Genomic DNA, 22,175 nt, shown 5'->3' with positions numbered 1-22,175 from the left:
CACCGCCATCAAAACATCGCCGCAATCGCTTCCGCGCAATAGATGCGCGCGACGACGACACCGGTCGGATCCAGCACGTCGACCCGCCCCCGCGGGTCCAGCGCCGGCTGATTGCCGCCGACGAACGTTCGATAGAGGCGGCGGTTGGCCTGCGCCAATGCGTGTTGCGTATCGCGTGCCTGAAGTCGCTGATCGGCAACCAGCTGACTCGACTTGTCCATGAACAGGAGGGAGAACTTCGCCATGCAGCAATCAACACGGGGTAATCTGGGCCGTTCCCCACCTTAAACGGCTTTAAGACGATTTCGATAACACCTGTGCGGGCGGGGATGTAAATTCACAATCTTCATCAAAAAAATAAATTCGCCGGCCATCCAACTCTGCAATCCAGGGCGACTGTGGTGCTGCCCGTTCCTTTCAACAAAATACCAAGCCCATTCTCCGCAACAGACGAAGATAAATGCAACAATATTTGCAATTCAGGCTCAGTACTACCTGATTTCAATTGAATGTAGCGGCTGCCAGTTCATCAGGGCACCCCACCCGTGCGCGCCGCCGTTTCCATCGCTCGCACGTGACACCGCACCTGCACACCGGCCCCGCGCCCTTCCCTTCGCGCCCGGCTCTGTTACGCTCGCGCGGAAATCGGGAGGATGCATGGCCGGAGAAGACGACGCCCGCGCAAGCGGCTATGCGTGGTACGTGCTGGGGCTGCTGTTCCTGGTCTACGTCCTCAACTTCGTCGACCGGCAGGTGATCTCGATCCTCGCCGAAGACATCAAGCGCGACCTGAACCTGCGCGACGAGGATCTCGGCTTCCTCTACGGCACCGCGTTCGGGGTGTTCTATGCGCTGTTCGGCATTCCGCTCGGGCGATTGGCGGACAATTGGCACCGCGTCCGGCTGATGACCGCCGGCCTGTCGCTATGGTCGGCGATGACGGCGCTGTCGGGGCTGTCGGCGACCGGAGCGCAACTGGCGGCGGCGCGCGTCGGGGTCGGCGTCGGGGAGGCGACTGCCTCGCCGTCGGCTTACTCGCTGATCTCGGACTATTTTCCGAAGAAGCTGCGCGCCACCGCGCTGTCGATCTACTCCGCCGGACTCTACGTCGGTGGCGGCTGTTCGCTGTTCGTCGGCGGGCTGGTCGTCCAGAAGTGGAACCACGCCTATCCCGGTGGCGGGCCGCTCGGGCTCGCCGGCTGGCAGGCGGCGTTCCTCGCGGTCGGATTGCCCGGGCTGGCGCTGGCGGCAGTGGTCGCGACGCTGCGCGAACCGCTGCGCGGCGCTGTGGAGGGCTTGCCGACGCCACCGCCGCATCCGGCGCCGTTCCGCGCCTTTCGCGACGAACTCGTCACGATCCTCCCACCGCTGACGCTGATCGGCGCCGCACGACTCGGTCGCCGCGCGCTGCTGGTCAATCTCGCCGGGCTCGCCGTCACGATCGCGCTCGTGGCGCTGCTGCACGCCGCCGGCGAGCCGTTGCCGCAATGGATCGCGGTCGGGGTCGGGGCCTACGCCGTCTTCTCGTGGAGTTGCGCGCTGCGCCGCCGCGATCCGCCGACCTTCGCGCTGATCGTCGGCACGCCGGCGTTCCTCTGCACCGTCGTGGCCTACGGGCTAAACGCCTTCATGGCCTATGCGTCGAGCTTCTGGGCGGCGCCCTATGCGATCCGCGTGCTGGGCGTCGCACCGGCGCAGGCGGGGCTGTTCATCGGCGGCGCGGGCGCGGCGGCGGGGTTCATCGGCGTCACCACCGGCGGGCTGATCGCGGACCGGATGCGCCGCACCAACCCCGCCGGACGGCTGGTCCCGGTGATCGCCAGCGCGGTGCTGCCGGTCCCGTTCATGATCGCCGGCTATACGACCGCGGCTCCCGCGATCCTCTACGTCTGCGTCTTCTGCGCGCAGGTCTTTGCGGCCTGGGGGCTCGGCGCAGCCGCGGCGGCGACCCAGGATCTGGTCCTGCCGCGGATGCGCGGCACGGCGACCGCGACCTTCTTCATCGGCACCACGCTGATCGGGCTCGCACTCGGGCCGTATCTGGCCGGGCGGATCTCGACGCTGACCGGCAGCCTGTCGACCGGGATGCTGTCGCTGCTGCTCAGCGTCCCGCTCACGGTGGCGGCCGGGCTGGTCGCCTACCGCCGCTTTCCCGCCGCCGAACGCTCCCGCGAGGAGCGCGCCCGTGCGGCGGGGGAGCCGATCTAGCGCCAGCCGGCCGGCTCAGGCGGGCTGGAACACCCCGCACGCGATTCGCCCGCCGGAATTGCCGCTCGGGTCGGTCTTCAGGTCGTCCGCTTGCGCGTGGATCACCATCGCCGCACCGTCGGCGTCCATCATCCCGGCCAGCGTCGCCGCCGGAATGGTCGCGCCGATGTTGCCGCGCCCGTCCGTGCCGATCACGAGGTTCGGCAGGTCGCCCTGATGCGGCCCCTGCGGGTTCATCGTTCCATGCTTCATCTGCGTCGGGTTCCAGTGGCCGCCGGCGCTGGCGAAGTCCGGCGCATCGCAGCGCCCGACCATGTGCACATGCGCGCCGTGCGTTCCGGCCGGCATCCCGCTGGCGTCGATCGTGAAGCGCACGCCGCCGCCCACCTCGGTCGCGGTGGCGCGGCCCACCGGCGCGCCGGTCGCCGTCATCAGCATCGCGGTCGCGCTCGCGCCACCCGCCACCGGCGTCCCGGTCGCCATCTTGCCCTCGTCGTTGCACGCCGCCAGCGCCAGGCTCGCCAGGCCGATCCCCGCCATCATCGTCATCCGTCGCATATTCTCTGCTCCTCCCGTTATCGATCCGTCCCGCAACCCGCCGCGGCGGGCGCGGGTTCCGGCGGTGTCAGCGGTGACCGCTCGCGATCAGCCGCGCGATCCGCCGCCCCAGATACGCCGCCTGCATGATCGCCAGCACCAGCAGCACGTTCAGCACCACGATCTCGATGAGGAAGAACCACAACGGCGTCCCCGCGATCATGCTCAGCCCCAGCAGGATCGTCCGCGGATTCGCACCCAGCGCGGCCAGCATCGGCAGCGCGCGCGCACCCACCTGCCGGGCGATCTCCGCGATCCGCCGCCGTTCGGGCGGGTCGGCCTCGGCGCTGGCGACCAGCGCGTTGACGACCTGCGTCGGCCGCGACAGCGCATGCCACACGCTGAGGTAAAGGTTCGACAGCGCGACCCCGATGCCGCGCCCGTCCGAACGCGCGTTCTGCAGCCACGGCGTATTATAGGCCCACCATTGATAGGTGCGGCGCTGGCTCTCCGCGAACACCGACTGCACCGCGCGACTCACCCCCGCCAGGACCGCGATCGGCCACGCGATCCAGCCGATCCGGTCGTCCAGCGCGCCCGCCAGCATCAGGTAGAGCACGCCGTGCCCGGCATAGTCGCACAGCCCGTCGACGATCTCGCCCGACGGCGATGCGCGTCCGGACATTCGCGCCAGCGCGCCGTCGGCCCCGTCCACGACGTGCCAGCCGCAATGCAGGAAGAAACCGAGCGCGATCGCCGCCGGAGTCGCGACCCAGGCGTAGAGCACCGCAGTGATCATCACCATTATCGCTCCGGCGATCGACACCATGTTCGGCGTCACCGGCGTGGGTACCAGGGCCCGCGCCAATACGTGCGCGAGCGGATGATAAACGGTGCGATTCAAAAAGCCTTGCAACTCTCGCGGCTTTCCCGCCACAGCCGATTCAGATTCGTTCACGCGTCCCTCGCGAGATTGCCCCGGTGCGCCTATACAGGGCATCGGCTCGCTTGACAGATGCCACGTATCTGTCACGAAGCGGCAACGTTATATGGCTTTCGTCCGACTAAGCGTCGGCAAGTGGGGTAGAATGGCGACGATCAAGGTTGCGGTTATCGGCGTGGGCAACTGCGCGAGCAGTCTCGTGCAGGGTAAGTATCACTATGCCGGCAGCAACACCGCCGCTGGTCTCATCCATGAGGACATCGGCGGCTACAAGGTCGGCGACATGGAGTTCGTGGCGGCGTTCGACGTCGATTCGCGCAAGGTCGGGCTCGACCTGGGCGAGGCGATCTTCGCCAAGCCGAACTGCACGAAGGTGTTCCACGCGGACGTGCCGAAGACCGGCACGATCGTGAAGATGGGCGCCAAGCTGGACGGCGTCGCGCCGCACATGCTGACGGCGGCCAACGATCGCGGGTTCGAGATCAACGACACCCGTGATGCCGAAAAGGCGGAGATCATCGCCGAGCTGAAGAGTTCGGGCGCACAGGTCCTCGTGAACTTCCTGCCGGTCGGCAGCCAGGCCGCGACCGAATTTTACATGGAATGCGCGCTCGAGGCCGGTCTCGGCGTCGTCAACTGCATGCCCGTGTTCATCGCGTCGCGTCCGGAGTGGGAGAAGCGGTTCGCCGACGCCGGCCTGCCGATCATCGGCGACGACGTGAAGGCACAGGTCGGTGCGACGATCGTCCACCGCGTGCTCAGCAACCTGTTCGGCCAGCGCGGCGTGACGATCGATCACACCTATCAGCTGAACACCGGCGGCAACACCGACTTCATGAACATGCTCGACCGCAATCGTCTGGCGAGCAAGAAGGAATCGAAGACCGAGGCGGTGCAGGCGGTGATCGCCGAGCGTCTGGCGGACGAGAACATCCACGTCGGCCCGTCGGACTACATCCCGTGGCTCGGCGACAACAAGCTCTGCTTTCTCCGCCTTGAGGGCGACCTCTTCGGTGGCGTTCCGATGAACCTGGAACTGCGCCTGTCCGTCGAGGATTCGCCGAACTCGGCCGCGGTCGTGGTCGACGCGATCCGTTGCGTGAAGCTCGGCCTGGAGCGCGGCATCGGCGGCGCCCTGGAAGGTCCGTCGGCGTTCTTCTGCAAGCACCCGCCGCAGCAGGTGACCGACGACGTGGCAGCCGCGATGACGAACGAGTTCATCCACGCCGACACGCGCCTCGCTGCCGAATAAGGTCTATCGACCTTGCACGCGCTGATCGTCGCAGCCGGCTATGGTAGCCGGCTGCGCGAGGTCTCCCCGTCGAAGCCGCTGACGCTCGTCAACGGCATTCCGTTGATCGAGCGCGTGCTGCGCGCCGCGATCGCGGGCGGCGTGAGCGGGGTGACGGTGGTCACCGGGCATGAGGCCGATCGGCTCGAACGGCACCTGGCGCTCGCGGCCGCGACGCTCGGCGTGCCGATCCGCTGCATCCGCACCGGCGACTGGTCGTTGCCCAACGGCCATTCGGTGCTGACCGGTGCCGACGCGATCGGCGCGCACCGTCATCTGCTGATGATGGCGGATCATCTGATCGATCCGGCGCTGGTGGCGCGCGTCGCCGCCGCGCCTGACGCCGCGCTGACGCTGGGCATCGACCGCCGGCTCGACAACCCGCTCGTCGACCTCGACGACGTCACCCGCGTGCGCACCGACGGCGACCGGATCGTCGCGATCGGCAAGCACCTGCCGGATTATGACTGCTACGATACGGGCGTCTTTGCGGTCGATGCGCGGTTCCACGACGCATTGCGCGCTTCGATCGCCGCCGGTGGCGCCGGGTCGATCTCCGCCGGCGTGGAAGCGCTGGCGGCGCAAGGCGCTGCGCGCGTGGTGGATATCGGCACCGCCTGGTGGCTCGACGTCGACGATCCGCGTGCCCTGACGCAGGCCGAGGCGGCCGTCTCCGCGCAGGACGCACATTCGCGCGCGGCCTGACAGCAACAAAACCTAACGGCCCAGCGCGGAACACGTGCACAATCCAGGTTATTGGGACCGGCACGAACACTGGTGCCGGAGAAAAGTCCCATGAGCCACGAACCCCGTCCCGTCACGCAGCACAGCATGGCCGGCTGGCCCGCGCTGCTGGCGATCTGTGCATTGATCGTCGGCGTCCTGTACCTCACGCTGGGGCGTCGCGAACCGGCCGCGCGCGTCAAGCCCGCCACCGGGACTGCGCGTGCGATGGCGCTCGCTGCCGAGCCGCACCCCGCGCAGCGCTGACGCCCGACGGAGTGGTTCAGGCGGGCGGTCGGGATCGCTACGGCCGGTCGCGGCGTTGATGATGGATGACAGACCCCGTCGACCCCCAGCATCGCCGCCGGCCCGCCTTCGACAAGGACACCGGCACCTTCGGCCAGGGCTATACGCTTGACGACGAGCGGCGCCTGGCCGAGCAAATGCCGGCCGGATCGGTGTCGCCGCGCCCGTCCCGGGTCGATGACGGCGACACCGCGCTGCCGCCGGACAACGGCCGCCGTGCCTCGTTCGACCCCGTCACCGGCGCGGTACATGGCAGTGGCGCAAGCGCCGGCGGTGGCCACACCGGCGAGGACCCGGATGAAGACAGCGCCAGCGGCGACGGCCCGCAGCTGACCGGCATCGCCGCGCCCAAGCCCGACTGAGCCGAACATGGCGACCGACTTCGACATCGTTCTGTTCGGCGCCACCGGCTTTACTGGCGGGCTGGTCGCCGAATATCTCGCGCGCCGGCCCGACCATGGCGCCCGCTGGGCGATCGCCGGACGCTCCGCGGCGAAACTCGCCGCCGTTGGCACAGCGCTCGGCGTCGACGTACCGGCGCTGGTCGTCGACGGCACGGACGAGGCAGCGCTCCGCGCGATGTGCGGGCGTACTCGCGTCGTCATCAGCACCGTCGGCCCCTACCAGCTTCATGGCAGTGCCTTGATCGCTGCCTGCGCCGCGACCGGCACCAGCTATGTCGATCTGTGCGGTGAACCGGCGTGGATGCGCCGGATGATCGATGCCCATCATGACGAGGCGCGGCGCAGCGGTGCGCGGATCGTCTTCTCGTGCGGGTTCGATTCGATCCCCTTCGACCTCGGCGTCCTCACCGTGCAGGAGGCCGCGCAGGCGCGCTTCGGCACGCCGGTGCCGCGCGTCAAGGCGCGGGTTCGGCGGATGCACGGCGGCTTTTCGGGCGGCACCGCCGCCAGCCTGAAGGCGACGCTTGCCGCGGCCGCGCGTCAGCCGTCATTGCTCGGGCTGCTCACCGATCCCTTCGCGCTCTGCCCGGGCCATGCCGGCCCGCACCAGCCGACCGGGCTGATCCCCGAATATGATACCACTCTCGCAGCGTGGGTCGCGCCGTTCATCATGGCGCCGATCAACACCAAGAACGTCCACCGCAGCAATTTCCTGCTCGGCCAGCCGTGGGGCGATCTGGTTTATGACGAGATGGTCGTCACCGGCCTCGGTGATCTCGGCAAGACCGCAGCCGAGGCGCTGGCGAAGCTCAACCCGTTCGCCGGCGACAAGGGTCCGAAGCCCGGCGAAGGCCCGTCGAAGGAAGAGCGCGATGCCGGACATTTCGACATCCTGTTCGCCGGGTTGATGCCGGACGGCACGCGGATCGATGCGGTCGTCACCGGCGACACCGATCCGGGTTACGGCTGCACGTCGAAGATGCTGGCCGAAAGCGCGCTGTGCCTGATCCACGATGTCGCCGGGGCCGGCGGGATCTGGACGCCCGGCGCGCTGATGGGGGCGGCGCTACGCGAGCGGCTACGCGCCCACGCCGGCATGACCTTCACCGCCGCATAGCGCCGTCACCCCCGCTCGCCCTCGCGTACCCGCGCCGGGGCCTCGTGGAGCGCCGTGAGCACGTCCCGTGCGCCATATGGCTTGGATAGCAGGTGCGCGCCCGGAAGCGCGCCCTGCACCGCCGCGATGTCCCCGCTGGCGACCACGATCCGGACGCCGGGGCGTAATTCGGTGGCGCGCGTCGCCAGCTCGATCCCGGACGATCCCGGCAGGTGCACGTCGGTGACCAGCACGTCGATCGGCGCGGTCTGGAGCGCCGCCATCGCCTCTTCCGCGCTCGCCGCCTCGACCACCACATGCCCGGCTTCCTGCAGGACCTCCGCGGTCGCGCTGCGGATCAGCATGTCGTCCTCGACCAGCAGGACGGTGCGACGCAGCGCTGCCGGCTCCTCCGCCGGCAGCGGCAGCGGTTCGACGGCACGCGGCGCCGCCGCCGCCTGCCGCTGCCCCTGGTTCGCCAGCACATGCCGCACCTTCCGCGCCAGCGCCTCGCGTGTGTACGGCTTGGACAGCAGCTCCACCCCGGCATCCAGCCGCCCGCCGTGCACGATCGAATTCTCGGTATAGCCGCTGGTGAACAGCACCGCGACGTTCGGCAGTCGTTCGCGCGCCTTGCGTGCCAATTCCGGGCTTTTCAGTGCACCGGGCATCACCACGTCGGTAAAAATCATGTCGATCGCGATACCGCTCTCCACCACGTGCAACGCGCTTTGCGCATCCACCGCCTTCAGCACGCGATATCCCAGGTCGCCCAGCATCTCGACCACCGTCGCGCGCACCTCGTCATCGTCCTCGACGACCAGCACCGTCTCGGTCCCGCCGGTGATCGGTCCGCTGTCGTGCACCACCTCCACGTCCTCGCTTTCCATCGCGCGCGGCAGGTAGAGGCGGATCGTCGTGCCGTGCCCCGGTTCGGAATAGATGTTCACGTGCCCGCCGGATTGCTTGACGAAGCCGTAGACCATCGACAGCCCCAGCCCGGAACCCTTGCCCTCCGCCTTGGTCGAGAAGAACGGCTCGAACACCTTGGCGACGACGTCTTCGGACATGCCGCAACCGGTGTCGCTGACCGCAAGCATCACATATTGCCCGGCGATTACCTCATCGTGGCGTCGCGCGTAATCGTCGTCGAGATGCGCATTGGCCAGTTCGATCGTCAGCCGCCCCTGCCCCTCCATCGCGTCGCGCGCGTTGATCGCCAGGTTCAGCAGCGCATTCTCGATCTGCCCCGGATCGATGAAGGTGTTCCAAAGCCCGCCACCGAAGACGGTCTCGACCGCGATCCCCTCGCCGATCGCGCGCCGCAGCATGTCGTCCATGCCGCGCACGAAGCGCGTGACGTTCACGACCTTCGGCTCCAGCGCCTGCCGTCGCCCGAACGCCAGCAGCTGCGATGCCAGCCGCGACCCGCGCGACACGCCTGCCAGTGCGTTGGCGACGCGCATCTCCGCACGCTCGTTGCCCGCGATATCCTTTTGCAACAGCTGGAGGTTGCCAGACACGACCTGAAGCAGGTTGTTGAAATCGTGTGCGACTCCGCCGGTCAGCTTGCCGACGGTCTCCATCTTCTGCGCCTGCGCCAGCTTGCGCTCGGCGTCGTGACGCGACGCGATCTCGGCGATGACGCGCGTCTCCAGCGTCTCGTTCAGATGGCGCAACTGCTCCTCAGCGCGCTCGCGATGCCGCACCTGCCGCTCCAGCTGCTCGGCATGTTCACGTAACGCCGCCTCGGCCGCGCGCTGATGCGTGATGTCGGTGTGGACCCCGACCCATTCGGCGATCTCGCCGCGCGCATCAATCCGCGGCACCGCGCGCACCGCGAACGTTCGCCATGTCCCGCAATGTCGCCGTACACGGTGTTCGAACACGAAGGTTGATCGGGTCGCGACGGCGCGCTGCCACGCCGCCACCGTCGGCTGCGCATCGTCGGGATGGACCGCGTCCGCCCAGCCATAGCCTTCATATTGCTCCGGAGTCTGCCCGGTCAGCATCGCCCAGCCGAGTTGCTCGCCGAGCATTCTGCCGTTGGCGTCGTTGGTCCACAGCACGCCATGCATCGCCTCCATAGCGGCGCGGAAGCGCGCGTTGCTCGCGTTCAGCGCTTCCTCACGCAAGACGCGATCCTCGACGTCGAGGACGATCACCTGGAAACCGGTCACTGCGCCCGCCCCGTCGCGGCGCGGCAGGTAGCGAACGTCGGCACGGCGCCACGATCCGTCGCCATGGCGGATGATCGTGTCCTCGACGATCGTTTCGCCCGCCAGCGCCCGCGCCATCAACGCACCACGTCGCGCGAAATTGTCCGCCCCGATCACATCGCGCGCATGGCGCCCGACGACGTCGTTGGCGGCGATGCCGAACCACTCGAAATAATGCTGGTTGGCATAGCGATAGACGAAGTCGCGGTCGACGAATGCCACCAGCAACGGCAGCGCGTCCGTGACGATGCGCAGCTCCGCTTCGCTCGCCGCCACCTGCCGCTCGAGCGTCAGGCGCGCGGTGTTGTCGATGAGGGTGCACAGCACACCACCGACCGATCCGTCCGCTTCGAAGACCGGCGTATAGAACAGGTCCAGATAATGCTCCGCGGGCTCGCCGTCGCGGATCAGCGTCAACGGCTGGTCGCGGTAACTGACGACTTCGCCGGCGAAACCACGATCGAGGACGGCACGGTTCCAGTCCCAGATCTCGGGAAACACCGCCGCGGCGGTCTTGCCGAGCGCAGCCGGGTGGTGCGCGCCGACGATCGCGCGATAGGAATCGTTGTAGAGCAACACGCCCTCGCGACCCCACATCAGCACCTTGGGCACCGGCGAGTTCACGACGTTCGCCACCGTCACGCGCAACGCGGGAGACCATTGCTCGACGGGGCCAAGCGGATGTCGCGTCCAGTCCGCCGTCCGGATCAGCCCGCCGGTCTCCCCGCCGCCCACCGGCCAGGCCCGCAACGGCTCGCTTGCGGCCGGGCGATCGCGCAGCAGCTTCAACGCGGTGCGCACCACCTCGCTGGCGTTGCCGTAATCGCCCGTCGTCAGGCTATTGGTGATGAACGCTTCCAGCTCGGGCGTGAGCGAGACGTTGCGCGATTGACGGTCGGCCATAAAGTGGATTTCTGCCTCGTCGTCAGCTGTGTCAACAAGTGACACAGTTACAGAGGGGTAAACTGGCAAGGTTAATTATTCGTCAAGCCATTTGCTGCGGAACGCTCGCTGGCGTGCGCTGAGCTTCCCCCCATCGGCCTCGACCCGCACGACTTCGACTGCCGGATCGGCGGCGACGCGAACGACACGCTGCTGTTCGGCCCCCATGCGGGTGTAGCGGATCGTGACCGTGGCGCCGGGTGCCAGCCCGTCGAGCGCCGCCGTCCACGTCGCCGCATCGGTGACCGGCGTTCGGCCAAGCGCCACGACCCGGTCGCCCCTGTCGAGCCCCGCGCCGTCGAGCGGCGATCCCGGTGCCGGCGCCTGGGTCAGCGTCGCGCCGCCGCCGAGCTGGGTGATGCCGATCCAGCCGCGGTTCGGCGCGATCGGCCGCACCACGAAGCCGGCCTGCGCCAGCAACGGCGCGAAATCGGGCAGCGCGCTGCTGTTTATCGACGCTGCGAAGAACGCATCGGCGAACGCCGCGTCGCCAGTGACATCGGCCAGCGCGCGCCGCAGGTCGTCGGGCGCATAGGGCCGCTCCGTCCGCCCGTTGGTCTGCCATAACCGGCGCATGTAATCGTCAAGCGAGAGCTTCGGGAACTTCTGCCGGATCGCCAGGTCAAGCGCCAACGCGACGATCTGGCCATAGGGATAATAGGACAGGAAGATATTCGGCCCGATCGGATCGACCGCGGTCGCGGCATCGGCGAACGCGGCGCGGATGCTCATCTCGGCAGGCCCGCCGTTGCGCCGCGCCGGCGACAGCAGCACCGTGTTGAGCGCCTCGCTGGTCGCCTTCAGCCATTGATCGGTATCGATCAGCCCGGCGCGTCGCGTCAGCAGCGGCGCGTAATAACTGGTGAACCCCTCCGCGAACCATAGTGACGGCGTCGGATTGATGCGCGTGAAGTCGAACGGCTCCAGCCCGCGCGGACGCAGCCGCTCCACGTTCCACGCATGAAAGAATTCGTGCGCGATCGTATCGAGCTGCTCCTCGTTGGTGCCGTCGAGCGGGGTCGGTCCGGTCACCACGGTCGAGTTGCGGTGCTCCATCCCGTCACCTGACGCCTGCGGCATGTAATCCGCCAGGAACGTGTAGCTGCCATGGTCGAAGCGCGGCCATTCGCCGAACAATTTTCGGTGCTGCGGGATCAATCGCTTGACCTGCGCAGCGAACTCATCGACCTGCACCGCGCTGCCGGGGTGATGCACCGCCAGCCGGATCGTATAGCGACGTTCGCCCTCGCCGACCTGCCACTCGCGCAGATCGTGCCGACCGACCTCCATCGGGCTGTCCATCAGATATTGCAGGTCTGGCGCGCTGTACGTGTTCGGTGCGCCCGCGACCGGCGGCAGCTGCGTCGCGATCGCCCAGCCGGGCTCCGGCGGCACGATCCGCAGCGTCACGGACGCAGCGTCATAGCCGCTCGCCCACATCAACGTCGCCGGCGGGTTGAGATGCGCGTGCGTGGCATCGACCTGTGCATAGGTGCCATCGCCGCGATTGCCGAACAGCGTGTAGCTGACCACCACCGTGCCGTCGTGCCCGGCGACGCTCCAGCCATACGGATCGGTGCGGATCAGCGACAGCGGGCGCCCTGCGGCATCCGCAGCGCTGACCGCGAAGACGTTCTTGCCGAATTCGTGCAGCGCGTACCGTCCGGGCGAGGACCGCGCCATCTGCACCCGCAATGGCCCCGCCGGCACCCCGCGCCATGTCGCGACGATCCGCGCCTGATGATGCCCGGCATCGGGAAACGACAGGTCGTAACGAACCTGCCGGGCGTCCCGTGCGGTCGCGGGAGCGGCCAGCGCCAGCCATCCTGCCATGCTCGCCGTGCCGATCGTCCTGCCGCCCACCCACATCGCCACGCCCTTCGATACGGTACATCGCGCACGGGCACGCCGCGCCGCCAATCGCCGGAGATTGCCAAATCGCCGAGGTCATATGAACCGAACCGTACGCGGCGGGTTGTAAGAATCATATTGACGAACATTGGGCTAACCTAAGATGGATCATTTGCGCGATAGCCTTCATTCTTCGGGGATGTCGCGATGAAGCCACAGCTTAAGCCATTGGCCGACCAGGTTATTCTCATCACGGGCGCAAGTTCCGGGATCGGATTGGTGACTGCTCGCCTCGCCGCGGGCCGCGGCGCGCGCGTCATGCTGGTGTCGCGTGACAGCGATACGCTGGCGCGGATCGTCCGCGAGATCGAGGCAGCGGGGGGCGTGGCGGATTTCGCCACCGCCGACGTCGGCGATCTCCGCGACGTCCAGCGCGCCGCCACCAAGACGATCGAGCGCTTCGGGCGCATCGATACATGGGTCAATGATGCCGGCGTCGCGATCTACGGCAAGTTGCTCGACACGCCGATGGCGGAGCACGAGCGATTGCTGCGCACCAATTATTTCGGCGCGGTCCACGGCTGTCTCACGGCCGTGGAGCATCTCCAGCGCGAGGGCGGGGCGATCGTCACGGTCGGCTCGATCGTGTCCGACATCCCCTCGCCGGGAATGGGCGCCTATGCCGCGAGCAAGCATGCGGTGAAGGGCTATGTCGATTCGCTGCGGATCGAGATCGTCGCCGATCGCCTGCCGATTGCGGTGACGCTCATCAAGCCGGCTGGGATCGACACGCCGATCGCCGATCACGCCGCCAACCATATGGACGGCGCCGCGCTGCTCCCGCCGCCGGTCTATGCGCCGGAGCTGGTCGCCGAGGCGATCCTCGATGCCGCGCAACACCCGCGCCGTGATGTGACGGTCGGCGGCACCGGACGATTGCAGGTGCTGGGCGCACTGCACTTCCCCGCGCTGCTCGACCGGCTCGGGCCGCTGCTGCTGCCGAAGCTCCACGATCGAACGCGGCGCGGCAGCGCACACGACAATCTCGCCGCGCCGGTCGGCGGCGGGCAGGAACGGTCACGCGACCAGCATGGTCGACGGCTCAGCGTCTACGAGTCCGCCGGTCGTCACCGCGTGGCCGCCGCGACGCTGGCGGGTGCTACGCTCGGCCTCGCCACATTGGCGTGGCTCCGCCCTCGCCGGGATGATTCCTGATGGACGATGGACGGCCATCCCTGCGTCTGGCATCACTTGCCGCGCAAAGGATGTCGGTACGATGATCGCGCCCCCCGCCCCCACGGTCCTGATCGTCGAGGATGAAGCGTTCGTCCGCATGATCGGTGCCGACGCACTCGAAGAAGCCGGCTATTGCGTGATCGAGGCCGGCTCGGCCGACGAGGCGCTGACATTACTGGAGCACGAGCGCGATGTGCAGGTGTTGTTCACCGACATCCGCATGCCCGGATCGATGGACGGCCTGCAACTGGCGGGCGTGGTCCATCGGCGCTGGCCGCTCATCCGTATCCTGCTGACCTCCGGCGACACCCACCCGAGCAGCGACGCCATACCGGACGACGGCCGTTTCCTCGCGAAGCCCTATCGTTTCGAAAGCCTGTCGCGCGAACTCGATACGCTCCTGTCGCAGCACTGACCTTGCGCCACTCGGTCGCGGCGCCTATCTCCTGCGGGTCAAGGTGCCGCATCGGCGCCCGGCCTCGCGCGCCTTTCCTTTTTTCGTCCTCTCGGCTAAGGCCGCGCGCACTTAACGCGAAAGAGACCCCGTTTGGCGAAAGAAGAACTCCTCGAGATGCGCGGGCAGGTAGTGGAATTGCTGCCTAATGCGATGTTCCGCGTCCGGCTTGAGAACGATCACGAAATCCTCGGCCACACCGCCGGCAAGATGCGCAAGAATCGCATCCGCGTGCTGGTTGGCGATGAGGTACTGGTGGAACTGACCCCGTACGACCTCACGAAGGGGCGGATCACCTACCGCTTCATGCCGGGTCGCGGCGGCCCCGGGCCGTCCTGACGACCGGTCGGCGCCCGCCGACGGGCATATTGCGATGACCCGCCTCGTTCTGGCCTCCTCTTCGCCACGCCGTCGCGACTTGCTCGCGCGGATTGGCGTCGAGCCCGCTCGTATCGTGTCGCCTGACATCGATGAGGCACCGCGCATGCGCGAGCTGCCGCGCGCCTATGCGTTGCGGTTGGCGGAGGAGAAGGCGCGTGCAGTGCCGCGCGCTGCGGATGAGGCGGTACTGGCCGGCGACACGACGATCGCGCTCGGCCGTCGGATCCTGCCACCCGCCCTCACCGAGGACATCCAGCGGGAATTGCTCCGCGCACTTTCGGGACGGCGTCATCATGCGCTGTCCGCGGTCTGCGCGATCGCGCCCGACGGCACCGCGCGCACGCGTCTGGCCGACACGATCGTCGCCTTCAAGCCGCTGTCTGCGGCCGAGATCAACGCCTATGTCGCGTGCGGCGAGGGGCTGGGCAAGGCCGGCGGCTATGCCATCCAGGGCCGCGCCGAGGCGTTCGTGCGCTTCCTGCATGGCAGCCATTCCGGCGTCGTCGGGTTGCCGTTGTTCGAAACGCGCGCTTTGCTGGCGGCAAGCGGCATCGCCTTTGCCTGAATGGCTTTATGAGGATGGGATCGGCGAGGCGCGCGCGGCGCTTGTCGAGAACGATCGCATTATCGCGGCCCGCATCGAGTTACCCGATACGCTTCGCGTCGGCACGGTCGCGCGTGCACGGCTGACCGAGAAGCTCGTCGCGACGCTCGACGACGGACGCGAGGTCATGCTCGATCGCGCGCCGAACGGCGTCACGCTCGGCGCGGCGTTCATGGTCGAGATCGTTCGCGAGGCGATCCCCGAACCCGGCCGCAGCAAGCGCGCGCGCGCCCGGAGTACCGAGGCGCCCCCCGCCCCCGGCCCCGACCTGCTGGCCCGCATCGCGGCCTCCCCACATCCGGTGCGCACGCTGCGCGCGCACGAGCCTGACCTGCTGGAGGCCGCAGGCTGGTCCGAGGTCCTGGAGGAGGCACGCACCGGAGAGATCGCTTTCGCTGGTGGCGTGTTGCGCATGACGCCGACGCCGGCGATGACGCTGTTCGACGTCGATGGCGAGGGCGCGATCGACGTGCTGGCGTTGCGCGCTGCGACCGCCGTCGCCGCGGCGATCCGCCGCCACGCGATCGGCGGATCGATCGGCGTCGACTTTCCGACCGTCACCGGCAAGGCGTTGCGTCAGGAGGTCGCCGCGGCACTCGACGCTGCCTTGCCTGCTCCATTCGAGCGGACCGCGGTAAACGGCTTCGGCTTCCTCCAGATCGTCCGCCCGCGCCCGCGCGCTTCGTTGCCCGAGCGCGTCCGCGACGATGCCGTCGGTGCCGCCGCCCGCGCCGCGCTGCGCCTGATCGAACGCACTCCGCCCGGCGCGCCCAACCGCTTCCGCCTGCCGACGAGCGTGCGCGAGCGGATCGAATCACACGAGGACTGGTGCGCTGCGGTGGTGCGCCGGACCGGCCGCGCCGCTATGTTCGATCGATGAACAACGATCGCTGCCCGATTTGCGCCGCACCGGCTGCGCCCGCGCACAAGCCCTTCTGCAGCCGCGGCTGCAAGGATCGCGACCTCCTGCAATGGCTGGGCGAAGGCTATCGCCTGCCCGGTGCGATGATCGACACGGAATCGCTGGACAGCCGCTCCGACACCGATTAGGGGACGCGCCTCGCCGCTGAAAAGCGACGCGCCCAAGTAGCTCAGTTGGTAGAGCATACGACTGAAAATCGTAGTGTCGGTGGTTCGATCCCGCCCTTGGGCACCATTTCCCCGCTAAGTGCTGGAAATGATGCGAAAACCTCGGAAAGCCGTAGCCTCTACTCTTGAACCCGGTACAAACTTGGGTACGAAACAGCCTGTGGCAAAGAAGCTCGATTGGGTCCGCGAAGAAGCGAGCGGGCGACTAATCTATCGCCGCACCTACCCCGAAAATCTGCGTCCGTACCTCCCGAAGGCTGGACAGCGAGAGCTCAAGGTTCCGCTGGGTGTCCGCTCGGGCATGACGGATGAGGCGTGGCGGGCGTACAGCGCCGCGAAGCGCAAGTTCGATCGGGATGTGCAAAGGGCCCGTGCCGCTCGCGAGCTGGAGGAGAAGCAGACAGCCGGCGTCGCGGACCGCCTTACCGCCGACATGATCGCCCATCTCGTGGCCGACTGGAAAGCGGAGTTACTGTCGATCGACGACGAGGTCCGCTGGTTACCACGCACTCGGGAACGGAAGCAGCAGGCCCGCGCGGTCATCAAGGCCGAGGCAGAAGCGGACCTCGCGCTCGCGTTGGAGCTTAGGGCGCTCGGGGACCTTGATGCCATCGCGGAGCGGTCCGGCGACATCGCGATTGAACATGCGGGTCATCAGGGCGTCGCCATCGACAAGCAAGCCCCCGAGTTCCACGCGTACCTCAGGGCCCTCAACGATGCCGAGGTGGAAGCCCTAAGGATTATCTTGCGCCGCTTGGACGGCGAGGACGTGCCGACGCCCCAGGCCCCAGCCCGCCCCTCACCCGCGCCGATCAAGACGACCTCGCGTGACGTCGCAGCTCTCATCGTTGCCTATAAGGCGGCCAAGTGGGATGGATGGAGCCAATCCAGCCGGACCGCCGTGGCGCCAGTCTTTCGACTACTGACGGATACGATCGCGGACCGGGAGATAGGGTCAATCACCCGAGAGGACGCTAGGGGCTTGATGGACTTGGTGCGTCAGCTCCCGGCCGGCTTGGGGCGTAAGGCCGAGCTGAAGGACCTTTCGGTGCCAGCCGCGATCGAGAAGGGACGCCAGCTCGGCTTATCGACCATCTCACCCGGCACGGTGAACCTCGGGTATCTCGCCCACATGTCGGCCCTGTTCGGATGGGCCGAGAAGGAGGAGTGGGCGGACAAGAACCCGTTCAAGGGACTGGCTGTGCATGATCCGGTGGAGGACCGTGACAAGCGCGATCCGTTCTCCATGGACCAACTCGCCACGCTGTTCTCGGCGGCGCCGTGGGACCGTCCGCTCCCGCACAATGACAAGCGCCCAGGAAGGTTCTGGGTCCCCCTCATCGCCCTGTTCACGGGTATGCGCCTCGGCGAGATAGCCGGATTGCGCCTCATGGACATAGGGGACCATGACGGCGTTTCGGTCTTCAACGTTCGTCCCTACGAGGGCCGCTCTCTGAAGAACTCTGAGAGCCGTCGCGAGGTGCCAGTCCATTCCGCGTTGGTGCAGCTAGGCTTTCTCAGCTTCATCGAAGCCCGCCGGAAGGACGCACAGCCAGACGCACTGACCTTTCCGGACGCTAAGGCGAACGTCCGGCGCCAATGGGGCGCCAAGCTCAGCGAGTGGTTCGTGGCTCATCTACGCCGCAAAGGGCTGGAGGGCACCAAGCTTGGCTTCCACAGCTTCCGACATAATTTCGAGGATCGACTAAGGGCCGCGAAGCTGCATGGGACCCCTATCGGTCTGCGGTTGGCTGGCCGGAAGGATTCGGGCTCGGAGGGGAACTACGGGGACGGCTTCACGGTCCGCGATCGGGTCGAGGCCCTGGAACTGGTGACCTACAAGGCGATCGAGCTGAACCATCTACGCCAAGATGATGCCGCCTGAGGCCTACTCGCGATCGGTTCAGAAGCTATGACACGGCGCTCCTCTCAGAATAAGGCGCGAAGAGTCCGCAAGAGGCTCTAGATTGGGGCGAAGGCTATTTCCACATCGCCGGCTGCTTGGAAGGGTCGTCGCGGCACGCAGCCTGCCCTGCTTCGTTGTAGAACGATGGCGGATCGCATCAGCACCACGCAACGCAGCGCCCTCATGGGCAAAATTCGGCGAGCTGACACCAAACCTGAAATGGTGGTGCGTCGGCTTCTCCATCGGCTCGGCTATCGATTTCGCCTCCAGTGGAAGGCGGCTCCGGGCCGGCCGGACGTAGCCTTCCCTGGGCGACGAAAAATCATCTTTATTCACGGCTGCTTCTGGCACCAACATCCGGGATGCCGACACGCTCGCGTGCCGACGACACGCCCTGAGTTCTGGGCAGCGAAGTTCGCCCGGAACGAGGAGCGCGACGCACGCAACCTTGCTCTCGCGGCGGCGGAGGGATGGGAGGCTCTGGTACTGTGGGAGTGCGAGATCGTAGACGGGCCGGGATTGCAAGCACAGCTAGTGGAATTCGTTGGGCCGACGCGTGTGCTGCGGCAGGACGAAAAGTTGGATCTTGTCTGAGGTGGCGTGCGCGTTATATTGGCTCCTGAATATCGATGAAGTGGAATGAGTTCTTGCGAGCGGTGGACCTGTATGCTGGCATCGGCGGCTGGAGCCTTGGGCTGCGATTGGCAGGCATCGAGGTGGTTGCCTCGTATGAATGGTGGCAGCCTGCCATCGACACCCATAATGGAAATCATGGCGGCAGTGTGGGCCCGGTGGATATCCGAAAGCTGTCGCTGGATGACCTCCCCTGCGACATCGATCTCGTCGTAGGCAGTCCGCCCTGCACGGAGTTCTCGTACGCGAACCGTGGTGGTAGCGGCGACTTGGCCGAGGGTATGAAGGACCTAGTCAAGTTTTTCGAGGTCGTGGCCCACCTGAAGCCGCGCTTCTGGGCGATGGAGAATGTCCCGAGGGTCGCCGACGTGCTTGAGGCCGGTTTCGCCAACCGAAAGCACCCGCTATATCGCTTCAGGCACCTGGGCGCGCGGATCGAGGTGGTGGACTTTTCGGAATTCGGTGCCCCTCAAGCACGTCGGCGCTGCATCGCGACCAACATCCCCTTCGAAGCCATTAGGGCACTCGAGTCGAAGCTGAAGCCGAAGACCCTTGGCGACGTTATCTCCGCCCTCGCGGCAGAGGAGACCATTGTTGACCCGGTTTGGGGCGTTTCACTGCCTGCGGCGAAGCTGACGGAGATGGAGACTGAAGTGCCGCTCGGACCGGAAGAGCTGAGGATGAACAGGGACGCTAAGGTTTACCATTCGGTCTACAACAACATGGCGTTCCCCGACCTTCTTGACGCACCGTCCCGCACCGTGACCGCCACCTGCACGCGGGTGTCCCGTGAGAGTATCGTCCTCGCCGATCCGAAGGTCGCGGGCAGTTTCCGGCGTCTGACGGTGCGGGAGCGCGGCTGCTTGCAGGGCTTCCCTATCACCTACCAGTTCTACGGAAGGTCGTTCGCCGAGAAGGCGAAGATGATCGGGAACGCTATCCCACCAACCTTCACCTATCTCCTATCGCTGGCGGCGAAGGGCGTCACGCTGGAAGAATTCGAAGGCCTCGATGCAGTCGGTCTTACGTTGAGCCTTCCTGAAAAGCTGGCTCCGATCACACCCCCCGACCAGGAGGGACGAACCTACCCGCTGAGCCGCGGCTTTCGCGCTGCGTTGCCTAACCTCCGCTTCAAGAGTGGCATGCGGTTCGACCTGTCGAACGACACCTCCCGACCGTCTGCCGCATGGCGTGTGCGATTTTTCTTCGGATCATCGAAAGACATCAGAGAGGTTGATCTCGACGGCTCCACCATCGAAGACCTGCACGGTAATGTCCTGATCGGTGGTGCCTTGAGGTGCGCCGCCGCCGACATGCAGTCAATGGAGCGTGATCTAAGGGCCACCACACCGCAGGCCCTGCAGTCCATTTGGGCCCGGAAGTCAGAAGGGCGCGGTCCGTTCGCCCTCGTGGATGAGCTAGGTGAACTTGCGGCGACAGTTCATACACTGATCGAAGAGGCAATAGGCGATGATGAAAAGGTGGCAATCGAAGTGGAGAATTATATTCTCGCGATTGCGGCGGCGGCCTCTGTCGACAAGCCCCTCGTGAGCGCGTCCAAGCTCCGCAAGTACTCAAGTTGGGTACTAGCTGGCATGATCGTGGGCGATTGGTTCAACACGCTGGATTGGCATCAGCTGGACAAGCAACTTTTCAAATCTCGAGCCCGATCACCACAAGAGGCACTGCAGGTGTTCCCCGTCCCTGCCTGACAAGGTTGTTCAAGTCCTTTTCGTAGAAGGTGGGACCGGAAGACATATGCTCCTGGAGCGTCTTCATAGGGAGGATTTCAATTCCACACTTGATGCGACCCATCGAGAAAAACGTCATGTGCTTAACGAATAGGTCGTGAGCAACAAACGAATACTTGCCAAATTGCACCTCTACGGCGACCCCCTCCTTGACGAAGTCAACCTCATTAGAGGTTCGCCGGGGGATCAAGCCGGCAGCCTCAATGGCCAGCTTCTGCTCCGCCATGGGTACGTCGGCGATCTTTCTGTTCACGTCAGGGTCAGAGCAGACTAGGTAGTTGACGAGAAGCGATTCCCAAGGCGGGGTGCACTTGGCGAAGCCCCTTCGGAATGCCTCATTCAGCGCCGTCGGCGAGCAGAGCATTCGCCCGAGCTTTCGAGCCTCTTGGGACGTCTTCGTGAAGCAGAGGTTCGCGTTGACCCCCGCGATCACGGATTGAATTTCCTTCCACAGGTGGGGCTTCCGGGCTTCCAAATACTCCAGGCCGTTCAGATGCGAGTACACTTCGGCGATCTTCAAGCGAGCCCCCTCTCCCAGCTACGGCTTCCCCCTGAGCTCATATGGGTTGCGCCATCTAGCACTCTGGCTGTTACGGTCGGTCCAGTCATGAGTCGAGTCGGAGCGATGGATGTTCGAGCAGCTTGTCGCTCGCGGTTACGAGGTTCAGTTTCTTTCACACGCTGCAGCTATCGTGAGCGTGGATTTTCCGGTCGTTGTGGACGAGCTTGAAGCCGCTCTTCTAGAGACCCGCATTCCCATTGAGGAAATAATCGGCGGCGGCGGGGGCGAAGCCAGGAGCACTCAACGCCTGCGCAGGGCGCTGGTGGAGCAGGGTTGGCATAAAACCAAGTTTGTCGTGGAGAAGCGGATCAACGGAGTGCCCCGCGAGAGCCAGTCCCATGAAGTGGATCATGTGCGGGAATTTGCAGACGGAAGTCGGATCGCGCTGGAGATCGAGTGGAACAACAAGGACCCATTCTACGACCGCGACCTCGAGAACTATAAGCGTCTGCACGCGGACGGGGCGATCTCAGTCGGGGTCATCGTCACACGGGGACGATCCTTGCACGAGGGCATGAGAAGACTCGTCCGCCGCTTCCTCGACGAGCGCCAGATCAGCTCCTTCGAGCAGCTCAGTGATTGGCGGTATCTTCCCACTGCCCGCCAGAAGACGGCAATCCTGGATCGGATTAAAAGGCGTGGGCAAACTTTCAACGACGCGTTTACGGAGTCTTTCGTCGCCGACAAATTCGGTGAGGCGACGACACATTGGCGGAAGTTGGAGGATCGCGTCAGCCGTGGGGTTGGCAATCCGTGCCCACTCATCCTCATCGGCCTGCCAGACAGCGTGATCACCTTCGACGAAGGTCGGGCAGCGCTCGCCGAAGTAGCAGCCGCAGATGCTGAGGCGGCTGTGGCAGAGGATTGATTCGAGGGAAGCAGGCCCGCCATGGGCGCTCAGCGCCTCGCCCACGCTCAGAGGACGCGAGAGGTTTTAGGCCGCGAGTGGGCCGCGAGGTGTCTGTGGACGCCCTCAGGCCCGAGTAGAGGCAGCGTCGCAAGGCGATCAGCGCGGGAACAGACGAGGCGCCAATCAGGC

General features: G+C 66.2%; 22 protein-coding genes and 1 tRNA gene. 17 read left to right on the top strand and 6 right to left on the bottom strand.

The features are described 5' to 3' along the window. Positions 1-8 precede the first annotated feature (8 nt). Positions 9-245: a hypothetical protein gene (locus tag SPHPHY_RS0105180; protein ID WP_022685640.1), complete on the bottom strand. Its 237-nt coding sequence runs from the start codon at positions 243-245 to the stop codon at positions 9-11. A gap of 412 nt (positions 246-657) precedes the next feature. Here SPHPHY_RS0105180 and SPHPHY_RS0105175 point away from each other — a divergent pair, with 412 nt between their 5' ends. Next, positions 658-2,208, top strand: coding sequence for a spinster family MFS transporter (locus SPHPHY_RS0105175; protein WP_022685639.1), 1,551 nt, complete (start codon positions 658-660; stop codon positions 2,206-2,208). Between the two features lie 15 nt (positions 2,209-2,223). On the opposite strand, the gene SPHPHY_RS0105170 is transcribed toward SPHPHY_RS0105175, so the two are convergent. Continuing rightward, a complete protein-coding gene (locus SPHPHY_RS0105170) occupies positions 2,224-2,766 on the bottom strand; it encodes a superoxide dismutase family protein (protein WP_156025024.1) in 543 nt (180 codons plus the stop codon). A gap of 67 nt (positions 2,767-2,833) precedes the next feature. Further along, entirely contained in the window at positions 2,834-3,574 is a 741-nt protein-coding gene (locus SPHPHY_RS19390; protein ID WP_269213771.1) for a CDP-alcohol phosphatidyltransferase family protein, read from the bottom strand. Between the two features lie 259 nt (positions 3,575-3,833). Here SPHPHY_RS19390 and SPHPHY_RS0105160 point away from each other — a divergent pair, with 259 nt between their 5' ends. From SPHPHY_RS0105160 to SPHPHY_RS0105140, 5 genes are all read left to right on the top strand, one after another. Beyond that, entirely contained in the window at positions 3,834-4,940 is a 1,107-nt protein-coding gene (locus SPHPHY_RS0105160) for an inositol-3-phosphate synthase (protein ID WP_022685636.1), read from the top strand. A gap of 12 nt (positions 4,941-4,952) precedes the next feature. Beyond that, complete coding sequence (locus SPHPHY_RS0105155; RefSeq protein WP_022685635.1) at positions 4,953-5,684, top strand: NTP transferase domain-containing protein; 732 nt, start codon at positions 4,953-4,955, stop codon at positions 5,682-5,684. A 90-nt stretch (positions 5,685-5,774) separates the two neighbouring features. Further along, complete coding sequence (locus tag SPHPHY_RS21845) at positions 5,775-5,969, top strand: hypothetical protein (protein ID WP_156025023.1); 195 nt, start codon at positions 5,775-5,777, stop codon at positions 5,967-5,969. A gap of 65 nt (positions 5,970-6,034) precedes the next feature. Next, positions 6,035-6,370: a hypothetical protein gene (locus tag SPHPHY_RS0105145; RefSeq protein ID WP_022685633.1), complete on the top strand. Its 336-nt coding sequence runs from the start codon at positions 6,035-6,037 to the stop codon at positions 6,368-6,370. 7 nt (positions 6,371-6,377) lie between these two features. Further along, positions 6,378-7,529, top strand: coding sequence for a saccharopine dehydrogenase family protein (locus tag SPHPHY_RS0105140; protein ID WP_022685632.1), 1,152 nt, complete (start codon positions 6,378-6,380; stop codon positions 7,527-7,529). A 5-nt stretch (positions 7,530-7,534) separates the two neighbouring features. Here the strand turns inward: SPHPHY_RS0105140 and SPHPHY_RS0105135 are convergent, their stop codons facing one another. Together SPHPHY_RS0105135 and SPHPHY_RS0105130 are read right to left on the bottom strand one after the other, a co-directional pair. Beyond that, the gene (locus SPHPHY_RS0105135) at positions 7,535-10,630 is read right to left on the bottom strand and encodes a type II toxin-antitoxin system ParD family antitoxin (protein WP_022685631.1); all 3,096 of its coding nucleotides are present in this window, start codon (positions 10,628-10,630) and stop codon (positions 7,535-7,537) included. 75 nt (positions 10,631-10,705) lie between these two features. Next, a complete protein-coding gene (locus tag SPHPHY_RS0105130; RefSeq protein ID WP_231370461.1) occupies positions 10,706-12,538 on the bottom strand; it encodes a M61 family metallopeptidase in 1,833 nt (610 codons plus the stop codon). Between the two features lie 189 nt (positions 12,539-12,727). Here SPHPHY_RS0105130 and SPHPHY_RS0105125 point away from each other — a divergent pair, with 189 nt between their 5' ends. From SPHPHY_RS0105125 to SPHPHY_RS0105080, 10 genes are all read left to right on the top strand, one after another. Beyond that, positions 12,728-13,735, top strand: coding sequence for an SDR family oxidoreductase (locus SPHPHY_RS0105125; RefSeq protein ID WP_022685629.1), 1,008 nt, complete (start codon positions 12,728-12,730; stop codon positions 13,733-13,735). Between the two features lie 61 nt (positions 13,736-13,796). Next, positions 13,797-14,171 carry a response regulator gene (locus SPHPHY_RS0105120; RefSeq protein WP_022685628.1) on the top strand — a complete coding sequence of 125 codons (375 nt, stop codon included), beginning with the start codon at positions 13,797-13,799 and terminating at the stop codon, positions 14,169-14,171. Positions 14,172-14,303: 132 nt separating this feature from the next. After that, entirely contained in the window at positions 14,304-14,549 is a 246-nt protein-coding gene (gene infA, locus SPHPHY_RS0105115; protein ID WP_022685627.1) for a translation initiation factor IF-1, read from the top strand. 34 nt (positions 14,550-14,583) lie between these two features. Continuing rightward, a complete protein-coding gene (locus SPHPHY_RS0105110) occupies positions 14,584-15,156 on the top strand; it encodes a Maf family protein (protein WP_028056504.1) in 573 nt (190 codons plus the stop codon). Further along, positions 15,149-16,075 (top strand): ribonuclease E/G, encoded by a 927-nt coding sequence (locus SPHPHY_RS0105105; RefSeq protein ID WP_022685625.1) that lies wholly within the window; start codon positions 15,149-15,151, stop codon positions 16,073-16,075. The genes SPHPHY_RS0105110 and SPHPHY_RS0105105 overlap by 8 nt, the downstream gene beginning before the upstream one ends. Further along, on the top strand, positions 16,072-16,245 hold the full coding sequence (locus SPHPHY_RS21305) for a DNA gyrase inhibitor YacG (protein WP_022685624.1): 174 nt from the start codon (positions 16,072-16,074) through the stop codon (positions 16,243-16,245). The genes SPHPHY_RS0105105 and SPHPHY_RS21305 overlap by 4 nt, the downstream gene beginning before the upstream one ends. 30 nt (positions 16,246-16,275) lie before the next feature. Next, a tRNA-Phe gene (locus SPHPHY_RS0105095) sits at positions 16,276-16,351 on the top strand. 93 nt (positions 16,352-16,444) lie between these two features. Beyond that, positions 16,445-18,169 carry a site-specific integrase gene (locus SPHPHY_RS0105090; RefSeq protein WP_196802125.1) on the top strand — a complete coding sequence of 575 codons (1,725 nt, stop codon included), beginning with the start codon at positions 16,445-16,447 and terminating at the stop codon, positions 18,167-18,169. A 165-nt stretch (positions 18,170-18,334) separates the two neighbouring features. Beyond that, positions 18,335-18,784: a very short patch repair endonuclease gene (locus SPHPHY_RS0105085; RefSeq protein WP_022685622.1), complete on the top strand. Its 450-nt coding sequence runs from the start codon at positions 18,335-18,337 to the stop codon at positions 18,782-18,784. Positions 18,785-18,819: 35 nt separating this feature from the next. Then, positions 18,820-20,535: a DNA cytosine methyltransferase gene (locus SPHPHY_RS0105080; RefSeq protein WP_022685621.1), complete on the top strand. Its 1,716-nt coding sequence runs from the start codon at positions 18,820-18,822 to the stop codon at positions 20,533-20,535. Here the strand turns inward: SPHPHY_RS0105080 and SPHPHY_RS0105075 are convergent. Further along, complete coding sequence (locus SPHPHY_RS0105075) at positions 20,477-21,094, bottom strand: BglII/BstYI family type II restriction endonuclease (protein ID WP_022685620.1); 618 nt, start codon at positions 21,092-21,094, stop codon at positions 20,477-20,479. The genes SPHPHY_RS0105080 and SPHPHY_RS0105075 overlap by 59 nt on opposite strands. A gap of 109 nt (positions 21,095-21,203) precedes the next feature. On the opposite strand from SPHPHY_RS0105075, the gene SPHPHY_RS0105070 reads away from it, so the two are divergent. Then, entirely contained in the window at positions 21,204-22,004 is an 801-nt protein-coding gene (locus SPHPHY_RS0105070; protein ID WP_022685619.1) for a BglII/BstYI family type II restriction endonuclease, read from the top strand. Positions 22,005-22,175 lie beyond the last annotated feature (171 nt).

Origin of the sequence: Sphingomonas phyllosphaerae 5.2 (assembly GCF_000419605.1) — a bacterium.
Classification (GTDB): domain Bacteria; phylum Pseudomonadota; class Alphaproteobacteria; order Sphingomonadales; family Sphingomonadaceae; genus Sphingomonas; species Sphingomonas phyllosphaerae_B.
Note: the sequence above shows the minus strand (reverse complement) of the source record. Positions and strands in the feature narration are given on the sequence as shown.

What these genes read in the sequence shown, in the direction of transcription:
- SPHPHY_RS0105180 (WP_022685640.1), bottom strand. Translation starts at nt 245, where the DNA reads ATGGCGAAGTTCTCCCTCCTGTTCATGGACAAGTCGAGTCAGCTGGTT.
- SPHPHY_RS0105175 (WP_022685639.1), top strand. Translation starts at nt 658, where the DNA reads ATGGCCGGAGAAGACGACGCCCGCGCAAGCGGCTATGCGTGGTACGTG.
- SPHPHY_RS0105170 (WP_156025024.1), bottom strand. Translation starts at nt 2,766, where the DNA reads ATGCGACGGATGACGATGATGGCGGGGATCGGCCTGGCGAGCCTGGCG.
- SPHPHY_RS19390 (WP_269213771.1), bottom strand. Translation starts at nt 3,574, where the DNA reads ATGGTGTCGATCGCCGGAGCGATAATGGTGATGATCACTGCGGTGCTC.
- SPHPHY_RS0105160 (WP_022685636.1), top strand. Translation starts at nt 3,834, where the DNA reads ATGGCGACGATCAAGGTTGCGGTTATCGGCGTGGGCAACTGCGCGAGC.
- SPHPHY_RS21845 (WP_156025023.1), top strand. Translation starts at nt 5,775, where the DNA reads ATGAGCCACGAACCCCGTCCCGTCACGCAGCACAGCATGGCCGGCTGG.
- SPHPHY_RS0105145 (WP_022685633.1), top strand. Translation starts at nt 6,035, where the DNA reads ATGACAGACCCCGTCGACCCCCAGCATCGCCGCCGGCCCGCCTTCGAC.
- SPHPHY_RS0105140 (WP_022685632.1), top strand. Translation starts at nt 6,378, where the DNA reads ATGGCGACCGACTTCGACATCGTTCTGTTCGGCGCCACCGGCTTTACT.
- SPHPHY_RS0105135 (WP_022685631.1), bottom strand. Translation starts at nt 10,630, where the DNA reads ATGGCCGACCGTCAATCGCGCAACGTCTCGCTCACGCCCGAGCTGGAA.
- SPHPHY_RS0105130 (WP_231370461.1), bottom strand. Translation starts at nt 12,538, where the DNA reads ATGTGGGTGGGCGGCAGGACGATCGGCACGGCGAGCATGGCAGGATGG.
- SPHPHY_RS0105125 (WP_022685629.1), top strand. Translation starts at nt 12,728, where the DNA reads ATGAAGCCACAGCTTAAGCCATTGGCCGACCAGGTTATTCTCATCACG.
- SPHPHY_RS0105120 (WP_022685628.1), top strand. Translation starts at nt 13,797, where the DNA reads ATGATCGCGCCCCCCGCCCCCACGGTCCTGATCGTCGAGGATGAAGCG.
- SPHPHY_RS0105110 (WP_028056504.1), top strand. Translation starts at nt 14,584, where the DNA reads ATGACCCGCCTCGTTCTGGCCTCCTCTTCGCCACGCCGTCGCGACTTG.
- SPHPHY_RS21305 (WP_022685624.1), top strand. Translation starts at nt 16,072, where the DNA reads ATGAACAACGATCGCTGCCCGATTTGCGCCGCACCGGCTGCGCCCGCG.
- SPHPHY_RS0105085 (WP_022685622.1), top strand. Translation starts at nt 18,335, where the DNA reads ATGGCGGATCGCATCAGCACCACGCAACGCAGCGCCCTCATGGGCAAA.
- SPHPHY_RS0105080 (WP_022685621.1), top strand. Translation starts at nt 18,820, where the DNA reads ATGAAGTGGAATGAGTTCTTGCGAGCGGTGGACCTGTATGCTGGCATC.
- SPHPHY_RS0105070 (WP_022685619.1), top strand. Translation starts at nt 21,204, where the DNA reads ATGTTCGAGCAGCTTGTCGCTCGCGGTTACGAGGTTCAGTTTCTTTCA.